We start from the raw sequence: 18,231 nt of genomic DNA on the forward strand, positions 1-18,231 counted from the left end.
CAATCGAGCGGACCGATCGCTTCTTGCGCGTCTTTGCAAGACCCATGCACAAGTCGACTCGCCTCGCTATGAAGCGGCTGCGCCTTGCGCTACAGGCCAACACAAGATTGGCAGTCACCAACCACACAATAGCCGAGCGAGCGCGCCACCTGTGCGGCGACGATGGCGGTGAAGGTGCACAAAAGTATTCGTATGAAGCGCCTTTTGAACGCCCTACGTCCCGAAAAGCCGCACAAATGCTCGCATTGGAGCTTAGCAGCGTCCGAGCCACAATGTCGATTTAGCGACGAACCCTGGTCTAGTTCGGAGACCACTACCATGCAACAATCGCCATCTCCATACTGAGCATGCAGCGAAAAAGCGCAGGTTTTGACACCTGCGCTTGTGTGGCCAGGAGCCTGGCAAGGCGTTTTCAAACTGCCTTGGCCAAGGCTTGGCAGGCTAACAAGCCGCCGCCATTACGGCAAATCGGCAGTCGCCACAGGCTCGCCTTCTTTGCTTGGCCCAATTGTCGGCCCCAGTCGCTGGCTCAGCGACTGGGGCTGGCCAGTCAAAATTGCACCATACACGGTGGCATTGGCCAGCACCTTTTGCACATAATCGCGCGTTTCATTGAACGGTACGTTCTCGGCCCAAATAGCAGTTTCCAAGACCGGGCCATTGCGCCAGTTGCGCGGACGACCAGGACCAGCGTTGTAGGCAGCAGCAGCCAGCGGCATGGAGCCAGCGAACTCGTCCAAAGCCAGCTTCAAATACGCAGTGCCAATCTGGATGTTGGTTTGCTTGTCATTGATATCACTGGCCTTGAAGTCGGTCAGGCCAATTTTCTTTGCCGTCCAACTGGCGGTCGCAGGCATCACTTGCATCAAGCCCGATGCTCCGACATTAGAGCGCGCATCCATGATGAAGCGGCTTTCCTGGCGAATCAGACCGTAAACGTAAGCGGGGTCAAGCTGGATCATGGCCGTGCGCTCGACCACTGCATCGTGAAAAGGCATCGGATAACGCTGGCTGAAACTCATGAAATCCTTGGTGCGCTCGCTGGTATTAATGCAGCGGTCCCAGACCTGGTATTCACAGGCCAAGTCAGCCGCGGCCAGCAAGTCGCGATCGCCCATCCCCCCATCGTCGTGCAAGTTGGTTGCGTAATTCCACTCCCGCACCCCCTCGCTGCGCAAGCCCAAATTGATCGCGTATATGCTGCGCAGCAAACTTGGGTTCGTGCGAGCCCTGGCCTTTTCATCGGCATTGAGCGCTTGTGGCTCAGGTGCCAGCGTCACTTTGCCGCCCAACTCATCATTGGCCAACTGCTCATAAAAACCCACGTTACCTGCGATGCTTGCAAACATCTGCCTGGCCAGCGCCTGGTTGTCTGCCCCGCCTTCAGCTTGCAGCGCACGGGCGCGCCAATACACCCAGGTCGGCTGCTGCTGGTCGTCAGCACTCATCGCGGCAATCGTCTTGGCCACCACAGGCCACTGGCCAGCACGTAAAGCAGCGCGTACTTTCCAGTGCAACTGCTCATCAATCAAATTGCGGTCGTCTTGGACATTGGAAAAATAGGCATTGGCCTCAGGAGCAAGTCGAATACCGGCCCAGCGGCCAATCGCGCCCCAGACAAAATCGCGGTCTTGCGCCGACAAATGCTTGGCCCACTTGCCTTGCACTTGCGCGGCCGCTTCAGCGGCATCCGAGCTGGCCAAACGCGCCAGCGCCAAAGGCACCAAAGCCAGGCGGGCGGGATCGGTGGCAGTGGCGCTATTGTTCAGAAAAGCGGCAGATTTGCCCATCGCATTGTTCACATGCACCAAGGACTGGGGAGAAACAATGCCGACTGCGCCACGCACCACGCCTGGGCGGTTGTGGTGCGCACCGACGCGCGCGCGCTGCCAAATCTCAGCCGCACTGATGCGGCCATCGGCATACATCTCCGAGACAGCATGGGTGCAGCCATCGTCACTATTGCGCTGCCCATACCATAGTGAGAGAACTTTTTGCGGTGTCGACGCAGCAGCCTTGCCCTGAATATCATCGATCAACAGCTCATAGCATTGCACCTGGGGATCATCCTGCATGCGAAAGCCGGGCGCGTAATACGCCAACTCAGCCCATTGCCTGCGCTGACCCAACAACAGCATCCAGTCGTTGCGCAAACGATCCTCGTAATAGCTGCCGCGGTAGCGTGCCAAAAACGCATCAACCTCGGCGCGCGATGCGGTCTGCAAGCGGTTGTTCAACTCCCAGTACGCCCCCCACCCCTCCAAGGCATGGCCTTGCACGCTGGGCAGCAACTGGCTCAGGCGCGCCTGATTCTTGGCCGCATAGGCCGCGCGCATATCCAGCAAGGCTTTATCACCCTGTTCTTTGGGCAAAGCGGCCTGCTGTGCATGCACGTTGGTGAAAAGAGCCACAAAAGCGGCACAAAGTGGTGTCAGAATGGTGGTCAATCGCATGTCTGGAATTATTAAATGAACAAAGCCACGCTGAGAAAAACTTTGGTTGAGCGACGGGTTAATATGACCAATCGCGTCGAAAAAAATGCGCAGCTGCAGCAAGTCATGCGCATTTGGCTTGTCAGTCGGCCTGAAACCATTATCGGTGCCTACTGGCCCATCAAAGGCGAGTTCGATCCACTGCCTGCACTGCACCGCTGGAAAGAAGATGGTGAGCTACAGGAGGAGCCTGTGATGCGCCGCATTGCTTTGCCCGTGGTCGACAAGATCAATAAGACACTGCGTTTTCATGCCTGGCACCCCGGCTGCCCGATGGAAGAAGACGCTTATGGTATCCCCAAGCCCAAAGACACTGAGATTTTAGAGCCTGGCTTGCTGTTTGTGCCATGCGTGGGTTATAGCGCAGGCGGCTATCGCCTGGGCTATGGCGGGGGCTTTTACGACCGTACCCTGGCGGAGTTGTCGCCACGCCCCTACACCGTCGGCTTGGGCTATGGCGAAGGTTATGTAGACGAGTTTGAACACGAGGCCCACGACATTCCGCTCGATGCAATTTTGAATAACAATGGCATTGTCTGGCCCGTCTGAAACGCGACCGCTGCCAGCCCAGCAGCGGCAAAGGCCAGCGCCCTCTTCAACCAGCTCCTGGAGCATCGTATGCCTCAAGACCTCACCCTCTACATTGGCAATAAGAATTATTCTTCTTGGTCAATGCGTATTGGCGTGCTGCTCACACAGTTCGAGATCGGCTTTCGCGAAATCAAAGTCCGCTTTGACAGTTTTGAGCCGAACTCCGAATTCAAAAAGGCCATCACGCCGCTCACCCCCGTAGGCAGCGTACCGGTACTGGTAGACAACACTTTGGTGATCTGGGACTCGCTGGCGATTGCCGAGTACCTGAATGAAAAATTTCTAGAACGCCAGCTCTGGCCCGATGGACTGCCCCAACGTGCCCGCGCCCGCAGCCTGTGCGCTGCGATTCACAGCGGCTTTCGGGGCTTGCGCAGCGCCTGCCCAATGAATATTGAGGCCGACCTGTCCGAAGTGGGTGCCATTGCCTGGCGCGACAACGCTGCGCTGCGCGCTGACATGCATGTTTTGGAAGGCCTGTTGGTAGATGCCCTGCAGCGTTACGGCGGCCCATTTCTGTTTGGCCAGCAATTCAGCATTGCCGATGCGTTTTATGCGCCGGTGGTGATGCGCTTGAACAGCTACGCCCTGCCCGTCTCAGCGCCACTGGCTGCATACATGCAGCACATCACCCAATTGCCCAGCGTGCAAGCATGGATAGCTAACGCATTGCAGGAAAAGGACTTCCTCGCCTTTGAAGAGCCCTACCGCCTGCGCGCCAGTGGCTAAGCTGCCGTTTGAACACCACCGGTTATTCACTATTGCCGCCATGCCCATCAAGCCCAGTCAGAGCCACCGCCACGCCAAAAACACTCCAACACTGCCCGCAGACATGGCGGTTTACATGGTCGGCGGCGCCGTACGTGACCAGCTATTGGGCGTGCCTGTGCATGACCGCGACTGGGTGGTGGTAGGTGCCTGCCCCGCAGTCATGGAGGCGCATGGTTTCACACCTGTGGGCAAAGATTTTCCGGTCTTTTTACACCCACAAACCCACGAGGAATATGCGCTGGCGCGCACCGAGCGCAAAAGCGGCCACGGCTACAAAGGCTTTACCGTCTACGCCGATCAGGCCGTCACGATTGAAGAAGACTTGGCCAGGCGCGACTTGACCATCAACGCCATCGCCCTGCGCACGCTGGCTGATGGCAGCCAGCAATGGGTCGACCCCTACGACGGCAGAGGCGATGTGCAACGCAAAGTATTGCGCCATGTCACAGAGGCCTTTGCCGAAGACCCGCTGCGCATTTTGCGCATTGCCCGCTTTGCCGCCCGTTTTACAGCGTTTGAAGTCGCGCCCGAAACCATGGCGCTGATGCAGGCCATGGTACAAGCAGGCGAAGCCGCGCACCTGGTGCCAGAGCGGGTATGGCAAGAGCTTGCCAAAGGCCTGATGGAGAGAGCACCCACACGCATGTTCGACGTGCTGCGCCATTGCGGTGCGCTGGCGGTGGTGCTGCCAGAGATCGACAATTTATGGCACATCGACGCAGATGCAGGCGCGGATGCGGGCGCAAGCGCAGGCATGCGCAGCATGCACAGACTGGCCACCGCCGCGCAGGCAGGCCTCAGCCTGGCCGAGCGCTGGGCGGTACTGGCAGTCGATGTCGGGCGTTATGCACGCAACGACCATGTTGCTGCCAGCGCGCACACCAACGCCAAGTGCCGCAAACAAGCAGCCTTGCATGCGCTGGCCGAGCGGCTGCGTGTGCCCAGCGATATACGCGACCTGTCGGTCCTGGTCGCAGAAGAAGGGCCTGGCATTATCTGCTTGCCAGCGCACCTGGATGCTGGCGAAGTCCTGCATTTGCTTGAGCGCTGCGATGCATTTCGCCGCCCTGAACGGTTTGAGCAGATCCTGACCGCCTGCCAGTGGCTGGACGCAGACTGTGCCAGCACAGCAAAGCACGCAAAAATCCAAACTACGCTAGCTCGCCTGCGCGCATCGTTGCAAGTCGCACAGCAAGTGCCCACTGCAGCCATTGCCCAAAAAGCCTTTGAACAAGGACTCAAAGGCGACAAGATTGGCGAGTGCATTCAACAAGCGCGCACAGAGGCCATCGCCCAGTACTTGGCGCTAGAAGCGAAGCAGACTTAAAACCGCCGCTTAAAAAGTACTGGCCACCGCTGTACTGCGGCTTTTGCGCGGTGCAGCCTGCTGCGCTGCAGGAACAGTTGCAGTATCGCACTGCGCCTGCGTCAGCGGCTGAGCAAGGCCCTCGCCATGGTCTTTGGCGTACTCTGTGCCCCAGTTGCGCATCGCAATCAAAATCGGCTTCAGACTGCGGCCCAGCTCGGTCAATTCGTAGTCGACCCGTGGCGGCACTTCGGCATGCACTGTGCGCACGACAATTCCAGCCCCCTCAAGCTCTCTGAGTTGCAGGGTTAACATGCGCTGCGTGATCACCGGGATATTGCGCGCAAGCTCGCTAAAGCGTTTTTTGCCATGCAGCAAATGGAACAGCACAATCGGCTTCCAAGTGCCGCCCATGACCGACAGCGTCACCTCGACGGCGCAGCCGCTTTTGCTATTGAGTCGTTTCATTGGATAGAGTGTGGGCGAAAAACAGGTTCCAAGCATACTAGCGCAAAGTACCAACTGGCTCAATGCTTACATTTTTAATACTACCGCACAAATATGTTGGTTCTGGCATTATCGTTTTAGCGATGGCACCATAACGCCATCGATTATTACAACAGAGAACAAGCATGAAAGCCATTGAATTAGCCGCCCCTGGTGGACTGAGCAATATCCGCCAGGTCGACTTGCCAGCAGCCGTCGCACCACAGGCCGGAGAGATCCAGGTGCGCATCCACGCCAGCTCGCTCAACTACCACGACTTGCTGGTGGCCACGAACCCCAAGGCCACGGCCGACAAACGCATTTTGATGGCTGATGGCGCAGGCAGCGTGATTGCCATTGGTTCGGGCGTGACCGAATTCAAAGTGGGCGATGCGGTGGTCTCGACCTTTTTCCCGCAATGGCTGTCTGGCCGCAACGTGCCTTCTGATTTCGCGCTGGTGCCAGGCGATGGCGTGGATGGCTTTGCCCGTGAACAAGTGACCATGCCAGCCACGGCGTTTACCCACGCCCCCAAAGGCTGGAGCCATGCCGAGGCAGCCACACTGACCACGGCCGGTCTGACCGCATGGCGCGCACTGGTAGTCGATGGCGGCATCCAGGCTGGCGACACGGTGCTAGTGCTGGGCACCGGCGGCGTGTCCTTGTTCGCGCTGCAACTGGCCAAAAGCATGGGCGCCAAAGTGATTGCGACGACATCCAGCAGCGCCAAAGCCAACAAACTGCGCGCTTTGGGTGCCGATGCGGTGATCAATTACCGCGACACACCCGAATGGGGCAATGCGGTCTTGCAAGCCACTGAAGGCCGTGGCGCTGATATTGTCGTGGAAGTGGGTGGCCCCAATACCTTGCCGCAATCGATTCGTGCTGCCAGTGTCGGCGGGCATATCGCGCTGATTGGCGTGCTAACCGGTTTTGCCGGTGACATCCCGACTGTGGAGTTGATGCGCAAGCAGCAAACCCTCAAAGGCTTGATTGTCGGCAGCCGAGAACACCAGCAAGACATGGTGCGCGCGCTGGACCAAATGTCCTGGAAGCCGGTGATTGACCGCAGCTTTGCATTGCAAGAGCTGGCCCAGGCATTTGAGTACCAGGCCTCAGGCGCGCACTTTGGCAAGATCTGCGTTGAGTTTTAAACGCTTACAAGCGGGCAATTAAGACGAATGGTGGCGCGGCTTCTTGCCGCGCCCTGCCAAAGCCCGATCAAATACCCAATCGGGCAAAATGCGCAGCAAACGCCCCAGCCAGCCCATTTGCCAAGGGATCACCACATAGCTGCGGCGCTGCTCGATCGCCCGATAAGCCTTGGCAGCAAAGCGGTCGGCATCCATCAAAAAAGGCATCGAAAAGGGGTTCTTGGCCGTCATCGCTGTGCGGATAAAACCGGGACTGAGCGTCACCACCGACACGCCGCTGCCGCGCAAGTCTCCGCGCAAGCTCTCGCAATACGCAATCACTCCAGCCTTGCTTGAGCAGTAGCCTGCATGACCTGGCAAACCACGCACGCCTGCGACACTGGCTACGCCTACCAAGCTGCCACTTTTACGCGCACGCATCGGTTGCATGAAAGGAATCAGAGTCGCTGCCAAACCCCGGTTATTGGTCGCCCAGATATGCTCAAAAGCGCCCAGATCGTCCCATTCCGCGGTATCAATGCCGTGGCTAATGCCGGCGCTGGCAATCACCACATCAGGCAAACCCAAGTCGCTGATGCATTGCAAGGCCACAGCGCGAATACTGTCGGGTTGGGCCACATCAGCCGCATACAGCACGCACTGGTCTGCAGACAAACCGTGCGCCGTGCGCCATTGCTCCATCACCTCCAGGCGCCGAGCCACCAGAGCCAGACGCCAACCTCGCTGCGCGTACTCTTGCGCCAATGCCTGACCCAAACCACTGGAGGCACCCGTGATGAACACCAGCGGCTTGCGCTGCTTGCTGGGGCTCAGTGCGGACGAAACGTGGGCAGAAGCGGAAGCAGTATTCATAGATCACAAGCCTTTATCGAGCAGACAGGCCACCAATGGGGCCAGAAGCGGCACTGGCCACCATCAGGGCCGTGCAGCCGGTTGAATCGTGCTGCGCACACGGCCATCAATTTCGGTCGTCTGCTGTTTTTTGTCATACACCAGCGTCTGCCCTGTCATGCGATCAGCACCGCGAAACAGCTCAACCGGCAAATCACTGACAACCCGTTCCTCATCAGGCCAGACCTGCAATTCTTCGCCCCTGAACTCCAGGCGTGGCGAGGTGGCCGTGGCCAATTGCACCACCACGGCATTGCCATGCAATTGCACTTCTGAACTATCGCCATTGGTGGTGCCCGAATTGGCCGTCGCGGTGATGATGCGGCCATCTTCGGTCACCGCGCGCATACGCAGGCGGTCTACAACCAACAAATCCTTGGCTGGGTAATGCTTGGCCGTATCGCCAAACAACTCCACCGTCAATCGCCCAGTGCCATCGTAGCTGCGGGTGGCAAATTCGGTAATCGTGTAGTCGGGCTCGTCAACCGGTATTGGTTCGACGCTGGGCTGTGCGGCCGAAGGCACGCTGCGCGCCAGCCAATACGTGCCCAGCGCCAGCGCGGCCATCACCAGCACGGGTCCATAGACCGACAACCGGTCTAAGCGGTAACGCAAACTCCGCTTGGGTTTCTGGCTCATACTGCTCCTTGCGCATCCGTGGCCACAGGCACGGCCGCATGGCCAGCCAAGGCCTGCTGCAAGCTTGCGCCGTAATGGCCACTGGCCATCAGCAGCAAGTCACAGAACTCGCGCACGGCACCGCGCCCGCCTTCGGCTTGCGTGACGTAATCGGCTACGCCAAGTACTTCGACATGGGCGTTCGGCGGTGCACAGGCCAACGCACAGTGCGTGAGCACTGGCAAATCCGGCCAATCATCGCCCATGCACGCCGCTTGCTGCCAGGTCAGACCCAGCTGATCCAGCAGCGCCTGGGCGGCTGGCAGCTTGTTTTCCGTGCCATAAACAGCATGCACCACGCCGAGGGCTTTGAGCCGCAAACGCAAGGCCGCACTGTCGCGCCCTGTGATCACCGCCGGCGTAATACCGGCCTGGCTCAGCAGTTTGATGCCATGGCCGTCCAGCGTATGAAAGCGTTTGATCGCCTCGCCCTCTGGGCCGAAATACAGGCCACCATCGGTGAGCACACCATCCACATCAAAAAAAACGACGCGCACCGGCAAGGCCCGGTTCAACAGGTTTTCATCAAAGCGGCGTGCAATGCTAATGGCTGGCATAGTGGTCAGTGTATTTTTTCAATCAGGCGAGATCGCAATCGTCTCATCATAAACGCAAGCGTGGCCTTGGCGGCCAAGCCTTCTGGCGCAGCTTAAATGACCTTGGCGCGCATCAAATCGCCCACATGCAAAGCCCCAACCAGGGCACCCGCCTCACCCGTCACAAGCAAGCAGGTGATGCGGTGTTGCTCCATCATCTGCGCCGCTTGCGTGGCCAAGGCATCAGCCTCAATTGTGCGCGGCTTGGCATGCATGACCTGGCCTGCCGTCAGGGTGCGCAAATCCATGCCCGCTTCAATATTGCGGCGCAAATCGCCATCGGTGTAAATGCCCAGCAACTGGCCTTGCGCGCCCACCACCGCAGTAGCGCCCAGGCCTTTGCGAGAGATTTCGTGCATCAGCTCGCCAAAGCTGGCGCTCTCAGGCACGCTGGGCACATCGGCGCCTTGGCGCATCACATCGCGCACATGGGTTAGCAAGCGCCGCCCCAAGGAGCCGCCTGGGTGCGAACGGGCAAAGTCCTCAGCTCTGAAACCGCGCGCATCCAGCACTGCAACGGCCAAAGCGTCGCCCAGCGCCAATTGCACCGTGGTGCTGGCCGTAGGGGCCAAATTCAATGGGTCGGCCTCTTGGCTGACCTGGGTGTCGAGCACGATGTCAGCATGGCGTGCCAAGGCTGACTGGGTTTTGCCCGTCATGGCGATGACCCTGGCCCCCAGGCGTTTGATCACCGGCAAAATATTCACCAGCTCTTCGCTCTCGCCGCTGTTGGAGATGGCCAGCACCACATCGGCGCCGGTGACCATGCCCAAATCGCCGTGGCTGGCTTCGGCCGGATGCAGAAAAAATGCTGGCGTGCCAGTAGAGGCCAAAGTCGCGGCAATCTTGCGGCCAATATGGCCGCTTTTGCCCATACCAGTGACCACCACACGTGCTTGACCATTCAAAATGGTCTGCACGGCCTGCGTGAACGCGTCCCCCATGCGCTGGCGCACTGCCTGCAGCTGTTCAATTTCGATCTGGACTGCATTGCGCCCCATTTCAAGCGCGCGTGCGGCATCGAAAGAAGCAAAAGAAGCATGGGTTGGGGTGTGACTCATAGCGTGCATTTTAACGGGAAGGGGCACCATAGCGCGAAGCCATGGCCAGGTTCATTGCCAAGCACAGGCTGCAGGCCCTGCCCGCAGCACCTGCGCCCTCATTCACAGCAACCAGGCCATCACGTCCTGGTGCCCATCAGCCTGCAAACGGGCTGGGTCAGCATCGTTGAGGATGTCTTTGGCCAGGTTCTTGCCCAGCTCCACGCCCCATTGGTCAAAGCTGTTGATACCCCACAAGCGGCCAGCGACAAAGGTGCGGTGCTCGTACAAGGCAATCAAAGCACCCACCGAGGCAGGGTCCAAACGGTCAATCACCATCATCGTGCTCGGTCGGTTGCCTGGGCAATGCGTGTGCGCGGCGCCGCTGTGCTTGCCTTGCGTCAAGGCACGCGCTTGTGCCACGGCATTGGCTTGCAAGGCGCGGTGTTGCTCCTCAGTCCCCAGGCCCTTGGCATGCGGCACAATGAATTCAACCGGAATGACTTGCTGGCCCTGGTGGATCAGCTGGAAAAACGCGTGCTGGCAGTTTGTGCCCGCCTCGCCCCAGACCACCGGTGCGGTAGGCAAAGACAAGGGCTGGCCCGACCAGTCACTGCCTTTGCCATTGCTCTCCATCTCCAGCTGCTGCAAATACGCAGGCAGGCGGCGCAAGCCGTGGCTATAGGGCGCAATGCAGCGCGAGGTAAAGCCAAAAAAGTTGCGATACCAGATATCGAGCAGCGCCAACTGCACCGGCAAATTGCGCTCAAACGGCGCATGGCGAAAATGCAGGTCCATCGCATGCGCGCCAGAGAGCAAAGCCTGGAACTGCTCAGCACCAATGGCAATCGCAATCGACAGGCCAATGCTGGACCACAGCGAAAAACGCCCACCGACCCAGTCAGCAAACGGAAAAATGGTCTCCACACCAAATGCCTGCGCAGCGCTGGCATTGCTGGTCATCGCCACAAAGCGGCGGGCAACCAGTTGGCGCAATGCTTCCGGCACATCTTCGGGCAAGGCACGTTGCTGTGGGTCGCAGTCAAAATCGTGTGCAGCCAACATCCAGGCACGGGCGACCTGTGCATTGACGATCGTCTCGGCCGTGCCAAACGATTTCGAGGCCAGCAAGAACACCGTGCGATCCGGGTCCAGCTGGCGCAGCTTCAAGCCCAGGTCATCGCCATCCATATTGGAGACGAAATGCATGCGCTTGCCTTGGCTGCAGTAGGCCTCCAAAGCCTGCACGACCACAGCAGGCCCTAAATCAGAGCCGCCAATGCCAATATTGACCACATCGGTGACCGTGTCGTCATGGCGCACACGCTCGGCAAACGCCAAAAATGCCGCTTGCGAGGCACGCATTTCCTGCAGCGCCTCGGCCATCGCGCCATTTTCAGCGGCGTAATCGGCTGGGCAGCGCAGCAGCACATGCCAAGCCGCGCGCTGCTCGGTCGTATTGAGCTGCGCGCCGGTGAACAAGGCTTCAATCGAGTCTTGCAAGCGGCAGGACTGGGCCATCTCGAGCAACAATTGTTGCGTGCTGGCACTGAGCAGGTTGCGTGAGAAATCAGCGCGAATAAACGGCGCTTGCACACCCATGCGTTTGAAGCGGCTGAGGTCTTCGCTCAGTGCCTGGCGCACATCAAAACCACGCCCAGTACTGGCGAAATGCGCGGCCAATAAGGGCCACTGCGCGGTTTGGTCACAACGGGGGGTCGATGGATTCAATAAAGCCTCAGTCGGTTGCACACAGTCGGCCAGCGCAGGCTGGGGAGCAGTCATGAATGCACACTCATGGCAATAAGCGCGTATTCAACGCGCTTGCAAAATGGCTTCAAGTTTGACCGCATCAGCGGCAAAGGCGCGAATGCCTTCAGCCAGTTTCTCAGTAGCCATTGCGTCTTCGTTCAACGCAAAGCGGAACTGCGCCTCATCGTACTGAACGAATGTGTGTGTTTTCGCCTTGGCAGCTTCAACATCCAGCAATTGAGGTGCAGGCGCTTGGCTATCGGCAAGTTGTTGCAGCAAGTCGGGGCTGATGGTCAGCAAGTCGCAACCGGCCAGCGCGACGATTTGGCCAACGTTGCGAAAGCTCGCGCCCATGATTTCGGTTTTAATGCCGAAGTGTTTGTAATACTCATAAATACCGCGCACCGACTGCACGCCGGGGTCATTGACACCGGCTTTGGCCGCTTCATCCCACTGGCTGCCCGCTTGTTTTTTGTACCAATCGTAAATACGCCCAACAAACGGCGAAATCAGCTGCACTTTGGCATCGGCGCAAGCGACTGCTTGTGCAAACGAGAACAGCAAAGTCAGATTGGTCGGAATGCCGCGCTGCTCCAACAAGCGTGCGGCTTGAATGCCTTCCCAAGTCGCGGCGACCTTGATCAGCACGCGCGAGGTGTCAACACCGGCTGCGCGGTACAGCTCCACGATGCGCTCGCCGCGTGTCAGCGTGGCATTGGTATCAAAACTCAAACGCGCGTCCACTTCGGTAGACACGCGGCCCGGAATAATCTTCAAAATCTCAGTGCCAAAGCACACAATCAACTGGTCCATGCGCTCGTCGATCGGCAGGCCCTGGGTTTTGGCCATCACCTCATCGACCAGACTGGCATACTCGGGTTTTTGCACGGCCTTGAGAATCAACGACGGGTTTGTCGTGGCATCTTGCGGCTGAAAGGCCTGCAATTGATGGAAATCGCCGGTATCTGCGACCACGGTAGTTGATTGTTTGAGTGCCTGAAGTTGATTAGACATATGCCAATGGGTACGGCCAAGCCGTTGAGGTGACAAAACGCCAAGTTTATCCGCAAACGGCCATCTCTCCCATGGAGTCACAATCCTTGACACCAGTTTGGGCCACCGCACAGACCCCAGCGGCAACTGAGTGCGTGATGGGGCTGCGCTGATTTTTGACAACTGCCCTTTCACTCAACCTCAAAACCAGTTTGCGTACAGCCCCGACGCCCCCAGCCAACCTTATTGCGAAATGTATTAGCCATGCCCACTGCCCAGCCCTCCCCCAAGGCCATCGCTGTCTATTTGGCCGGTCCGGACGTCTTTTTTAGCGACCACCCACAGCGTTACGCCGCATTGAAAGCCGCTTGCCTACAGCACGGTTTGCAGGGCCACAGCCCGCTTGACAATGTGCTTGCACTGGGCGCATGCGCCAGTGCCAATGCCCACGCCATTTACCAAGCGAATGTGCAACTGATTGGCCAGTGTGATGCGGTGCTTGCGCACCTGGGAGATTTTCGTGGCTGCGAGCCCGATGCTGGCACCGTATTTGAAGTCGGCTATGCCATCGCCCAAGGCAAACCGGTCGTGGCCTGGGGCCAAGGCTTGGCCCAAGACTACCGCCAGCGCGTCAGACAGCAATTGGCTTTGGCCACTGATGCCGTGCACGACGCACAGCAAGCCGAAATAGAAAACTTTGGCCTGCCGCTGAATCTGATGCTGGCCTGCGCTTGCATTGAGGTCACAGAAACCGCTGCGCAGGCTGTGGCCGCATTGGCCAAGCACCTGCAGACCGCACCACAGCCGCTGCGCTAACCCCCATCAGTCAAAAGACGGCATGACCAACACATGCGCGCCCTACCCGTTGCGCGTTGCTGTAAGCCATGGCAATGAGAGAGCTGCAGCCAATGCGGCAGTTGTGCACAAGTCGACTGCATTTAGGCAACATGGCTGGGCCGCATCCCTGCTGCCCAACTCAGCAGAGCCGGAGCCTCAGAACCTCCCCTCAGAACATCCCGATTGGCCCAGCCAGTAAAGCTGGGATTTTTGAGCTTTGCTCCAATAAGGCGTGACTTCACACTGCCAGAGGCCGGATCAATAGTGCATCACAGACGATAATGAACCTCCCATGACTGCGAGGCCCCCATGCACTTGCTTTTACGTCCATTACCACTGACCATCCTTGCTGCAAGCTGGCCCGCTTATGCTGGCGGCAGCGGCGGAGGCCTCGATGGACTGCTGACCTTGGTTGTTGGCATCCCTGTATTGGCACTCGTCTGCGTGCTTCTACTCGTGCTGGCCTTTTTAAAACCAAAGCGCAGCATCACAATTTTCTCTGCGCTTGTGTTTTTTCCTTCGCTGGTATTTGGCCTATGTATTGCGCCAGACGCCGCAACCTTGATGCGGTCCGTGGGCACAGAAAACTTCACTATCGGCTGCATCTATTTTGGCTTGTTGGCTGCATCTTGCCTGCTTTACTACTGTGTGGCCCGCAAGCGGCCTAGCGCGGTGTAGCTCGCCATTGCCAATCCGCTACAAGGACTGTGGGCGTCTCCAAAGACAGCTCTTGCCCCACCGTATGGGCGCACAACAATGCCACTGAATGGCTTTGTTGCATCAATCCTGGAGTGGGCTAAGGTATGCTCAACGCATGTGTAAATCAAGCTGGATCGTCTAAAGTTCCGAATAACGAATTGGCAGAATAGCAACCAGGCACTCAACACGCCCGGTTTGCTGACGGCCTCGCAATTTGCCATTGATGCAACCACCCCTTCACGCTCCAATCCATTTGGCCCATTAAGGGAGATTGAGAGCAACCAAATCACCAACCGATGAGCACGCTGTTTACCCCCAACATCCACACCGCACGCCTAATACTGCGCCCACTTACACCACAAGACGCACCAGCCTTGTTGGCGATTTTTTCAGACCCCCAAGTCATGCGCTACTGGAATACAGGACCCTGGAGCGATTTGAAGACAGCGCAAGATTTCATCAACAGCAGTGCCGAAGCCATGGACAAACAAGAATCCTTGACCTTGGGCATTGTGCGCAAAGACAGCGCAGAGTTGATCGGCAAATGCATGCTTTTCAGCTATGCCGCTACCTCCAAGCGGGCTGAAATTGGCTTTGCCATTGGCGCAGCGCATTGGGGTTTGGGTTTTGTCCCAGAGGCTAGCCAAGCCTTGCTGAACTATGGATTTGACAGCTTGCGCTTGCGCAGAATCGAAGCAGAGATTGATCCTGACAATGTGGCATCTGGAAAAACTTTAGAGCGCCTTGGCTTTGCCAAAGAAGGCTATTTAAGACAGCGCTGGGAGGTCAATGGTGTCGTGTCTGATTCAGCGCTCTACGGCATGCTCGCCAGTGATCGCGCGGCATCAATGCCTTGAAACACCACCACCGCATGGCGAGTTGGCCTGCCAACAAGCAGGATTTCTGGGTGTTGAAAACACGCGTGGTGTCGATGGCTTCGGCATCACCCCCAAACAGCGGTTGACCAAGGCTCCATAGCTCTACTTCTCAAAATGATGGTTTTGCGGGGGGATTACCCCCATGCGCAGAATTGACCTCAGCAACAAGCGAAAATTGGTGGAACAAAGCCTCTCATAACCCCTAAAAACTCGACTCCACCACTTGCAGCCCCTTGATTTCATTCAACAAATATTGTCAAAATCGAGGTTTTGAGAGCTGCTCGATTGCATTTGAGCGCTCAACTCAGTACGATGGCCGCTTCCAATTCCTTGAACCGTTGCGGAGTCTACGATGTCGTTTGTGAGATTGATGCTGTGTACTGCAATCTGCTTGACGCTGGCTGCTTGCGGCAGCTTTCAGCCGTCACAGCCACTCTTTGTCGTTCAAGTCGATGCGATTGCGTCGCCTCAGGCAGCGACGAACAAGACCTATCTTCTGGTTTCTGAAAACGACGCGGTGGACCCGCGCAGTTTGCAGTTTCAAGAGTTTGCCAGCTATGTGCAGCGGGCTCTGCTGGCGCAGGGCTTTGTGCCTGCCAAAACCGCTAAAGAAGCGGGTGTAAGCATTGGCCTGGCCTATGGCATTAGCGAGCCTCTGCAGGAGACAACCAGCTATGAGATCCCATTGCGCGGCGATACGGGTGTGCTGGAGTCCTCTGAGACCAAGACCAGCGTCTCTAAAACGGGCGAGATTGTCTCAACCACCACCTACCGCACCGCCCAGGCTATCATTGGCTACCGCACAGCAACCAAAACAACCACCACATTTGCAAGCTTTGTCGAATTGATTGGCTATGACCTCAAAGCCCCCAGTGTCAACCCCAAAGCCAATGAGCTATGGCGCATCCACATGGCCAACACAGGCGTGACAGACGATATTCGGCAGCTATTTCCGATCCTGCTGGCAGCAGGCGCGCCTTATATCGGCAACAGCACAGGCAAGAAGATGGACGTAGTCCTCACGGAGGACGATCTGGCAGTGCTAACAGTCAAGGGACTGCCACTTCCTGGGCAGGACAAGCAAGATCCGCGTGAGGCAGACAAACCTCGCAAGTAATGCATCAGGCATGGCATACGGCAGGCTATATCCATAGGCATCAACAAGAGCTTGGCCAGGCACACACAGTTGCCAAATCTGCCATGTCATTCGGCTGAGGAGGCCACATGTTGTTTTTGAGGTTGGCGCTGTACTGCGCAACAATGTTGGCCCTGTCTGCCTGCGCGCCCCGCATACCGCGCTTCACAGTGCAAGTCGATGCGCTGACCTCGCCGCAGGCTGGGCAGCACACCAGCTATATGCTTGGCGTCAATAATGAGCCAAACGATCCAGTGCAAGCGCCTCTGCCAGGCTCGATTGCGGATACCAATCGCACACTCATAGCCCATGGTTTTGTGCCCGCTCCAAGCGCAGACCAGGCCACGTTGCGCATTGAGCTGCGCTATGGCATCAGCGCGCCGCAGACCGAGACCATCATTCATGACCGCCCGATTCAGGGCAAGACCGGCGCGCAGGCATCATCCACGACCGTCACCTCGGTCTCACCATCGGGGGAAACCTCCACGACCACCAGCTACAAACCTGCGTATGGCGTGATTGGCTACCGCCAGGAAACAGAGCTGCGCACTACTTACACAAGCTATGCAGTGCTTTCAGCTTTTGATGCGAAAGAAAAAAGCGCCATGGGCAACCCCATTGAAATCTGGCGCATTGCCATGCGCCAGACCAGCGCCGTCAACGACCTTGAACGTCTTTTTCCCGTGATGCTCGCGGCGGCTGCGCCTTATATCGGAGCGAGCACAGGCAAGCGCATCGACGTCATTCTCGACGAAGATGATGCAAGCATTTTGATGGTCAAAGGACTGCCCGTCCCTGCCAAAAATGGCAAAAAAGAAGAAGAGAAAGCAAAAAAATAAAGCACGGCCCATCAAGCCCGCGCCATCACAGCAAAGACACGCTGTATGTCCCCAGCCTCAATCAAAAGTGGCCATGCAATCAGAAGACATGCTGCGCGCTAGCTGGCAAGCCATGTTGGCGAATGTTGCACTGCATACAACCCCACTGCAGGCTGTTTAAGCCTCCTTTGTTGACAGTAACAAAGCTTGGGCATAGGCTACTGCTTACAAAGCATAGCCATCCGAGCAAATACTTAACTGATGCGACCCTGCCTATGAAACACCTATGCTCTGTCCACAGTCGGCAAGAGGCCGAGGACATCGTCACGCATTTTGAAAGCAATGGCATTCCGTTGGTTCTCAGCAATGTCGATTCCAACCGCCTGATGATGGGCACGTTTCTGACGGTCGACATCTGGGTCGGCATCGACAGCCAGTTCGATGAGGCTCGCGCGCTGCTGCAAGATCCGCATTACCAAGTACAGCACCCTGAGGACCCGCTCGCCTTCCACCAGCAATGGGAAGCGCTCAAGAATGGGCCAAGCCCACTGCCCACCTGGGTGATGAATTTCTCTGTTTGTTTGGTCTTGCTCCTGCTCGTTATCTGGGTGCTGTGGTCAGCCAATAGCTGATACCACCAAACCGCTCGCAAGCCTTGCCCCTGTCCCTGTCCCTGTCCCTGTCCCTGTCCCTGTCCCTGTCCCTGTCCCTGAATGTATGCAACGCATCCTGTTTCTTTGCTCCCAAAACCGTTTGCGCAGCCCAACTGCCGAGCATGTGTTTGCGCAGTATGACGGACTCGAATGCGACTCAGCGGGCTTACATGAATCGGCCGACGTCTACCTGCATCCCGAACAATTGCAATGGGCAGACCTGATTTTTGTGATGGAGCGCGCGCACCGCAGCAAGCTCCTGAAAAAATTCAAAAACCATCTGAATGGCCAGCGCATCATCTCGCTGGACATTGCCGATAACTACGACTATCTGGAGCCGGCTTTGATCGAATTGCTGAAAGCCAAAGTCACACCACATTTACGCCGCCAATAGATTCAGCGCAATGGTTCTAAGAACGTGTTTACGCTCTAACAGGGCGTAGAACAGCGCCTTGTTCTGC

18 protein-coding genes are annotated in these 18,231 nt (G+C 57.5%); 10 read left to right on the top strand and 8 right to left on the bottom strand.

Annotation, left to right across the window (positions count from 1 at the left end; translation table 11 throughout):
• Window positions 1-458 precede the first annotated feature (458 nt).
• Window positions 459-2,453: a lytic transglycosylase domain-containing protein gene (locus E8K88_RS01280; protein WP_136404814.1), complete on the bottom strand. Its 1,995-nt coding sequence runs from the start codon at window positions 2,451-2,453 to the stop codon at window positions 459-461.
• A 15-nt stretch (window positions 2,454-2,468) separates the two neighbouring features.
• Between E8K88_RS01280 and E8K88_RS01285 the strand changes: the two genes are divergently transcribed.
• The 3 genes from E8K88_RS01285 (at window position 2,469) to E8K88_RS01295 (ending at window position 5,181) form a co-directional block, all read left to right on the top strand.
• Window positions 2,469-3,041 (top strand): 5-formyltetrahydrofolate cyclo-ligase, encoded by a 573-nt coding sequence (locus E8K88_RS01285; protein ID WP_136404815.1) that lies wholly within the window; start codon window positions 2,469-2,471, stop codon window positions 3,039-3,041.
• Between the two features lie 69 nt (window positions 3,042-3,110).
• On the top strand, window positions 3,111-3,812 hold the full coding sequence (locus E8K88_RS01290; protein ID WP_136404816.1) for a glutathione S-transferase: 702 nt from the start codon (window positions 3,111-3,113) through the stop codon (window positions 3,810-3,812).
• Between the two features lie 103 nt (window positions 3,813-3,915).
• A complete protein-coding gene (locus E8K88_RS01295; RefSeq protein ID WP_136404871.1) occupies window positions 3,916-5,181 on the top strand; it encodes a multifunctional CCA addition/repair protein in 1,266 nt (421 codons plus the stop codon).
• Between the two features lie 9 nt (window positions 5,182-5,190).
• Here E8K88_RS01295 and E8K88_RS01300 read toward each other — a convergent pair whose 3' ends face one another.
• Window positions 5,191-5,628 carry a winged helix-turn-helix transcriptional regulator gene (locus E8K88_RS01300; protein WP_136404817.1) on the bottom strand — a complete coding sequence of 146 codons (438 nt, stop codon included), beginning with the start codon at window positions 5,626-5,628 and terminating at the stop codon, window positions 5,191-5,193.
• A 164-nt stretch (window positions 5,629-5,792) separates the two neighbouring features.
• Here E8K88_RS01300 and E8K88_RS01305 point away from each other — a divergent pair, with 164 nt between their 5' ends.
• Window positions 5,793-6,800 (top strand): zinc-dependent alcohol dehydrogenase family protein, encoded by a 1,008-nt coding sequence (locus E8K88_RS01305; RefSeq protein WP_136404818.1) that lies wholly within the window; start codon window positions 5,793-5,795, stop codon window positions 6,798-6,800.
• Window positions 6,801-6,818: 18 nt separating this feature from the next.
• On the opposite strand, the gene E8K88_RS01310 is transcribed toward E8K88_RS01305, so the two are convergent.
• From E8K88_RS01310 to tal, 6 genes are all read right to left on the bottom strand, one after another.
• Window positions 6,819-7,652 carry an SDR family oxidoreductase gene (locus E8K88_RS01310; protein WP_136404819.1) on the bottom strand — a complete coding sequence of 278 codons (834 nt, stop codon included), beginning with the start codon at window positions 7,650-7,652 and terminating at the stop codon, window positions 6,819-6,821.
• 63 nt (window positions 7,653-7,715) lie between these two features.
• On the bottom strand, window positions 7,716-8,330 hold the full coding sequence (gene lptC / locus E8K88_RS01315) for an LPS export ABC transporter periplasmic protein LptC (protein ID WP_136404820.1): 615 nt from the start codon (window positions 8,328-8,330) through the stop codon (window positions 7,716-7,718).
• Window positions 8,327-8,926: a KdsC family phosphatase gene (locus E8K88_RS01320; protein ID WP_136404821.1), complete on the bottom strand. Its 600-nt coding sequence runs from the start codon at window positions 8,924-8,926 to the stop codon at window positions 8,327-8,329. The genes lptC and E8K88_RS01320 overlap by 4 nt, the downstream gene beginning before the upstream one ends.
• Window positions 8,927-9,018: 92 nt before the next feature.
• Window positions 9,019-10,026: a KpsF/GutQ family sugar-phosphate isomerase gene (locus E8K88_RS01325; protein ID WP_420813547.1), complete on the bottom strand. Its 1,008-nt coding sequence runs from the start codon at window positions 10,024-10,026 to the stop codon at window positions 9,019-9,021.
• A 102-nt stretch (window positions 10,027-10,128) separates the two neighbouring features.
• Window positions 10,129-11,790 carry a glucose-6-phosphate isomerase gene (gene pgi / locus E8K88_RS01330; RefSeq protein ID WP_136404822.1) on the bottom strand — a complete coding sequence of 554 codons (1,662 nt, stop codon included), beginning with the start codon at window positions 11,788-11,790 and terminating at the stop codon, window positions 10,129-10,131.
• A gap of 30 nt (window positions 11,791-11,820) precedes the next feature.
• The gene (tal, locus tag E8K88_RS01335; protein ID WP_136404823.1) at window positions 11,821-12,771 is read right to left on the bottom strand and encodes a transaldolase; all 951 of its coding nucleotides are present in this window, start codon (window positions 12,769-12,771) and stop codon (window positions 11,821-11,823) included.
• A gap of 243 nt (window positions 12,772-13,014) precedes the next feature.
• Here tal and E8K88_RS01340 point away from each other — a divergent pair, with 243 nt between their 5' ends.
• The 6 genes from E8K88_RS01340 (at window position 13,015) to E8K88_RS01365 (ending at window position 18,164) form a co-directional block, all read left to right on the top strand.
• The gene (locus E8K88_RS01340; protein ID WP_136404824.1) at window positions 13,015-13,566 is read left to right on the top strand and encodes a nucleoside 2-deoxyribosyltransferase; all 552 of its coding nucleotides are present in this window, start codon (window positions 13,015-13,017) and stop codon (window positions 13,564-13,566) included.
• A 1,016-nt stretch (window positions 13,567-14,582) separates the two neighbouring features.
• Entirely contained in the window at window positions 14,583-15,143 is a 561-nt protein-coding gene (locus tag E8K88_RS01345; RefSeq protein ID WP_136404825.1) for a GNAT family N-acetyltransferase, read from the top strand.
• Between the two features lie 373 nt (window positions 15,144-15,516).
• Window positions 15,517-16,281 (top strand): hypothetical protein, encoded by a 765-nt coding sequence (locus E8K88_RS01350; RefSeq protein WP_136404826.1) that lies wholly within the window; start codon window positions 15,517-15,519, stop codon window positions 16,279-16,281.
• Window positions 16,282-16,388: 107 nt separating this feature from the next.
• Entirely contained in the window at window positions 16,389-17,138 is a 750-nt protein-coding gene (locus tag E8K88_RS01355; RefSeq protein WP_136404827.1) for a hypothetical protein, read from the top strand.
• 254 nt (window positions 17,139-17,392) lie between these two features.
• Window positions 17,393-17,749, top strand: a complete 357-nt coding sequence (locus tag E8K88_RS01360; RefSeq protein ID WP_168797212.1) for a putative signal transducing protein — start codon at window positions 17,393-17,395, stop codon at window positions 17,747-17,749.
• 85 nt (window positions 17,750-17,834) lie between these two features.
• Window positions 17,835-18,164: a low molecular weight protein tyrosine phosphatase family protein gene (locus E8K88_RS01365; protein ID WP_136404829.1), complete on the top strand. Its 330-nt coding sequence runs from the start codon at window positions 17,835-17,837 to the stop codon at window positions 18,162-18,164.
• Window positions 18,165-18,231 lie beyond the last annotated feature (67 nt).

Source organism: Lampropedia aestuarii, assembly GCF_004803635.1.
Classification (GTDB): Bacteria; Pseudomonadota; Gammaproteobacteria; order Burkholderiales; family Burkholderiaceae_C; genus Lampropedia; species Lampropedia aestuarii.

Excerpts from the sequence above, each read along its gene's own strand:
- E8K88_RS01280 (WP_136404814.1), bottom strand. The coding sequence starts at position 2,453 with ATGCGATTGACCACCATTCTGACACCACTTTGTGCCGCTTTTGTGGCT.
- E8K88_RS01285 (WP_136404815.1), top strand. The coding sequence starts at position 2,469 with ATGAACAAAGCCACGCTGAGAAAAACTTTGGTTGAGCGACGGGTTAAT.
- E8K88_RS01290 (WP_136404816.1), top strand. The coding sequence starts at position 3,111 with ATGCCTCAAGACCTCACCCTCTACATTGGCAATAAGAATTATTCTTCT.
- E8K88_RS01295 (WP_136404871.1), top strand. The coding sequence starts at position 3,916 with ATGGCGGTTTACATGGTCGGCGGCGCCGTACGTGACCAGCTATTGGGC.
- E8K88_RS01300 (WP_136404817.1), bottom strand. The coding sequence starts at position 5,628 with ATGAAACGACTCAATAGCAAAAGCGGCTGCGCCGTCGAGGTGACGCTG.
- E8K88_RS01305 (WP_136404818.1), top strand. The coding sequence starts at position 5,793 with ATGAAAGCCATTGAATTAGCCGCCCCTGGTGGACTGAGCAATATCCGC.
- E8K88_RS01310 (WP_136404819.1), bottom strand. The coding sequence starts at position 7,652 with ATGAATACTGCTTCCGCTTCTGCCCACGTTTCGTCCGCACTGAGCCCC.
- lptC (WP_136404820.1), bottom strand. The coding sequence starts at position 8,330 with ATGAGCCAGAAACCCAAGCGGAGTTTGCGTTACCGCTTAGACCGGTTG.
- E8K88_RS01320 (WP_136404821.1), bottom strand. The coding sequence starts at position 8,926 with ATGCCAGCCATTAGCATTGCACGCCGCTTTGATGAAAACCTGTTGAAC.
- E8K88_RS01325 (WP_420813547.1), bottom strand. The coding sequence starts at position 10,026 with ATGAGTCACACCCCAACCCATGCTTCTTTTGCTTCTTTCGATGCCGCA.
- pgi (WP_136404822.1), bottom strand. The coding sequence starts at position 11,790 with ATGACTGCTCCCCAGCCTGCGCTGGCCGACTGTGTGCAACCGACTGAG.
- tal (WP_136404823.1), bottom strand. The coding sequence starts at position 12,771 with ATGTCTAATCAACTTCAGGCACTCAAACAATCAACTACCGTGGTCGCA.
- E8K88_RS01340 (WP_136404824.1), top strand. The coding sequence starts at position 13,015 with ATGCCCACTGCCCAGCCCTCCCCCAAGGCCATCGCTGTCTATTTGGCC.
- E8K88_RS01345 (WP_136404825.1), top strand. The coding sequence starts at position 14,583 with ATGAGCACGCTGTTTACCCCCAACATCCACACCGCACGCCTAATACTG.
- E8K88_RS01350 (WP_136404826.1), top strand. The coding sequence starts at position 15,517 with ATGTCGTTTGTGAGATTGATGCTGTGTACTGCAATCTGCTTGACGCTG.
- E8K88_RS01355 (WP_136404827.1), top strand. The coding sequence starts at position 16,389 with ATGTTGTTTTTGAGGTTGGCGCTGTACTGCGCAACAATGTTGGCCCTG.
- E8K88_RS01360 (WP_168797212.1), top strand. The coding sequence starts at position 17,393 with ATGAAACACCTATGCTCTGTCCACAGTCGGCAAGAGGCCGAGGACATC.
- E8K88_RS01365 (WP_136404829.1), top strand. The coding sequence starts at position 17,835 with ATGCAACGCATCCTGTTTCTTTGCTCCCAAAACCGTTTGCGCAGCCCA.